The sequence below is a fragment of the Limosilactobacillus sp. genome, from assembly GCF_051873075.1.
In the GTDB taxonomy this organism is placed as follows: Bacteria; Bacillota; Bacilli; order Lactobacillales; family Lactobacillaceae; genus Limosilactobacillus.
Window position 1 is genome coordinate 1 of record NZ_JBJEEM010000012.1, and the last position, 3,801, is coordinate 3,801.

At 47.4% G+C, this 3,801-nt stretch carries 3 protein-coding genes; all 3 read left to right on the forward strand.

Annotation, left to right across the window (positions count from 1 at the left end; all coding sequences use genetic code 11):
* The first annotated feature begins 236 nt into the window (after window positions 1–236).
* The 3 genes from rpsO (at window position 237) to ACI31J_RS02140 (ending at window position 3,554) form a co-directional block, all read left to right on the forward strand.
* Window positions 237–506: a 30S ribosomal protein S15 gene (gene rpsO, locus ACI31J_RS02130; protein ID WP_104689243.1), complete on the forward strand. Its 270-nt coding sequence runs from the start codon at window positions 237–239 to the stop codon at window positions 504–506.
* Between the two features lie 193 nt (window positions 507–699).
* On the forward strand, window positions 700–2,511 hold the full coding sequence (locus ACI31J_RS02135; RefSeq protein WP_439772805.1) for a ribonuclease J: 1,812 nt from the start codon (window positions 700–702) through the stop codon (window positions 2,509–2,511).
* Window positions 2,512–2,642: 131 nt separating this feature from the next.
* Window positions 2,643–3,554 (forward strand): hypothetical protein, encoded by a 912-nt coding sequence (locus ACI31J_RS02140; protein ID WP_439772806.1) that lies wholly within the window; start codon window positions 2,643–2,645, stop codon window positions 3,552–3,554.
* Window positions 3,555–3,801: the final 247 nt, after the last annotated feature.

The following is a 3,801-nucleotide window of genomic DNA, read 5'->3' on the forward strand; positions in this document are numbered from 1 at the left end:
CCGGTTATTCAGTTGACCAGAATTTTCAACGTTTTTCATTATACAAAAGACTGGCGGTCAATGCAATAGTTTCGCCGGCATTAAGGAAGGATTTTGTTGAACGCTTGCAAGCGGGACGATAATCGGTTATAGTGTTAAAGGTTAATCAACCATTGCCTCTTCTCAGTTTAGCGATCCTCACCGACGCTATACTTAGAACTAGGCGCATCAATATATTTGAAAGGTGGGAAAATAGCATGGCTATTTCTAAAGAACGTAAGGATCAAATTATCAAGCAATTCGCAACGCACGAAGGTGACACTGGTTCAACCCAAGTTCAAGTTGCTGTCTTAACTGCTGACATCAACGAATTGAACGAACACCTTCGGACTCACAAGCACGATTACCACTCACAACGTGGTTTGATGAAGAAGATTGGTCACCGTCGTAACCTTTTGGCTTACCTTCGTCGGACTGACCTTCCTGCTTACCGTGAATTGATCAAGGAATTGGGTCTTCGTCGTTAATATCATCGCTATTTCGCGTTTCTGCTCTTTATGGAGCGGGAACGCTTTTTTTGTGGGCTAATCTAACCGGTTTAGTTCCAATGCTAACTTTGATTGTGGTAAGATATGAATAGCTAATCATGAACGAAATTAAAAATCTTACCGTTATTTGAAACGGTGGGCAGTTCAAAACTAAATAAAAGGAGAGTACTTAATGAGTAATAGCATTAAGATTATTCCGTTTGGCGGCGTTCGCGAAAACGGAAAAAATATGTACGCAGTTGAAGTTGACAAGCAGATCTTTATCCTGGATACCGGTTTGAAGTACCCGGAAAATGAACTGATGGGGATCGATGTTGTAATTCCGGACTGGGAGTATCTCCGTGAACATAAGGACCGGATCGTTGGGGTGTTCCTGACTCATGGGCACGCCGATTCCATCGGGGCTCTGCCGTACTTCTTGATGGACTTTAATGTTCCAGTATTTGGGAGTGAGATGACGATTGCCTTGGCCAAACTGGCAGTGAAGGGGCACAAGGAAGTTAAGAAATTCAATGACTTTCACGTTGTCGATGCCTCCACGGCGATTGATTTCAACGACGTAACGGTATCGTTCTTCCAGACCACCCACACGATTCCTGAGACGTTAGGAGTCGTTATTGAGACGAGTGCCGGCAACATTGTTTACACTGGGGATTTCAAGTTTGACCAGACTGCAACCGAGGGTTACCAAACTGACTTAGCCCGGCTGGCGGAGATCGGGTCCCAAGGGGTCTTGGCCCTGTTGAGTGACTCGGCTGGTGCTGGCATTACCGGGATTTCTGCTCGGGAGAAGGATATTGGTGAATACATCAAAGAAACCTTCAAGTATCAAAGCGGCCGGATTATCGTTGCCAGCGTGGCTTCTAACATTATGCGGGTTCAGCAGATTATTGACGCCGCCGTGGCCGTTGACCGTAAGCTGGTTTTATCTGGTAAGGACATTGAACAGATTATCAACACGGCGATGAGCCTTGGCAAGTTGAAGCTGCCAAAGGGCCTGCTGATTAGCATGAAGGAAGCTGACAAGCTGGAACCAAACCAGGTAGTTATCTTGGAAACCGGCAAGATGGGTGAGCCGATCAAGTCATTGCAACAGATTGCTGGTGGCGACAACCCGAAGCTGCACCTAACTGACACCGACCTGGTCTTCGTCACTACGACCCCATCCTATGCCCAGGAGACGGAGGTCCAAAAGACCAAGGACATGATTTATCGGACCGGGGCCGAAGTTAAGTTTATCTCCGACGACCTTAACCCATCCGGTCACGCTAACCAGAATGATGAGCAACTGATGCTTAACTTCATGAAGCCGCAATACTTCATCCCGATTCAGGGTGAATACCGCCTGCTTGACCGGCATGCCGAATTGGCCGAAGAAGTTGGAATTCCGGCTGACCATATTTTTATTGCCAACAAGGGGGATGTCCTCACCTATAAGAATGGTGAATTCCATGTCGGTGAACACATCGACGTCGGCAACACCATGATTGATGGGACGGGGATCGGTGACATTGGCAACATCGTTCTTCGTGACCGGCGGGTCCTGTCAGAGGATGGAATCTTTGTCGTAGTGGCTACGATTGACCGGAAGAAGAAGAAGATCGTGGCTCGGCCACAGATCACCTCCCGGGGCTTTGTCTTCGTGAAGACCAACCGGCAACTGATGAAGCAGAGTGCCGATCTGGTTGAAAAGGTTGTCCAGGAAAACCTCGATCAGAAGGAGTTTGACTGGAGTCACCTTAAGCAGGATGTTCGGGAGAAATTAAATCGGTTCCTCTTTGACCAGACCAAGCGGCACCCAGTCATTCTGCCGGTGATCATGGAGATTAACCAGCACGCCAAACGCAAGAATAAGAGCAAGGGCGAAACCAAGAAGGGCACGAATCAAAATAATAACCAAAAAGAAAAACAGCCGAGCCATCATCGTGGTGGCCGGGGCCGTGGTCGCAAGCACGAAAAGCAGAATGCCAAGGCTAAAAAATAGGTAATAAGGGTGTAAGACAAAAGTTTGCATCCTACGAGCACAATGGCCTCAAGCGTTTGGGTTTTCCGAACGCTTGAGGCCATTTGTGTGCCGCGCGGTAGTATGATGAGAATTTGTGAGGGGGATAGCTGATGAATCAAGAACAGACCAAGCGTTACCAGCAGGCTGAGGAGCTCATTAAAGAAGCAAAGTGGGGCCCGGCTGGGGATATCCTGGATTCACTAGTAGAAGAAACGGCCGATCCGCTTGCCACTCGCCAGCTGGTGCGGGTCTTATATGAAGATCATCAATATGTACAGGCCCTTAGTAACATCTTGGAAGAGCCAACCCTGTTTTATCAGGATGAGTCTTCGGCAAGCCTGGCAGTAAAAATCATGGTTCAGAATCAGCGCTTTATGCTGGCCCGACTCTTCGCCACTGGGGGGCCAAAAGAATGGCAGGAAAAATTGGCGAAACTGATTCAGGTTGGTGAGCAAGTTGCAGTTGCAAAGTACCAGCAAACCATGCAACAGCGCTTAAAGGCCTTTTATCATCTTGGTGATGGTAGCCTGCTGGAACAGCGGCAACGGTTGGAAGAGGCCTACGCGCTTCCGTTAGCGGACTTTATTTTAGGGGCCCGGTTTGTTCTTCGCGACCCCTTTGTACACTACCTGATTAAGGCTGATATTATTGAGAGCTTGCGTAAACTGAGCGTTGATATTCAACTGGATTATCTGTGGATTGACAACCAGGAGTACCAGGTGAACCCTGCCAAATTGTTGGCCCAAGATGCAACCCCGGCAGTCAATGCAGTCCGGCAGATAATTAGGGACCGTCTTGGGGACCAGGATGCCATTGGCTTTCAAATGGCCAATCAGCAGTTTGACCTGCAATTAATGTTCCTTTTTCCACGGGCACAGGCTGTAATCACGGCGCCGGCAGAGTGGGCAGCTGTCTTGCTGCAGACGCTGAATGGCCAGGAGCTCGGTGAGCATACGGCGACTGAAAAGTGGCAGCAACGCTTGATGACAATGATTTCAACACTGGCCCAGACAAGGAAATAAAGTTTTTCTAAGTTTAGTCGAAAAACATCGGCAAATTTATTTACAAACGGGGGGATAGTTGATATTATATTTAAGAATTCTTCTTCAAGCCGTTGACATAAAGCTTTCAATTGGCGAAAAGAAGTAGTACAATATTCCCAAGGGTGTGTCAGTTGTTTTTCTGAAATAACTGACATTATACTTGTAAATTAACAGGAGGTTTTCATTAATGGCTGAAAAAGAACATTATGAACGTACAAAGCCCCAT

Excerpts from the sequence above, each read along its gene's own strand:
- ACI31J_RS02135 (WP_439772805.1), top strand. The coding sequence starts at position 700 with ATGAGTAATAGCATTAAGATTATTCCGTTTGGCGGCGTTCGCGAAAAC.
- ACI31J_RS02140 (WP_439772806.1), top strand. The coding sequence starts at position 2,643 with ATGAATCAAGAACAGACCAAGCGTTACCAGCAGGCTGAGGAGCTCATT.
- rpsO (WP_104689243.1), top strand. The coding sequence starts at position 237 with ATGGCTATTTCTAAAGAACGTAAGGATCAAATTATCAAGCAATTCGCA.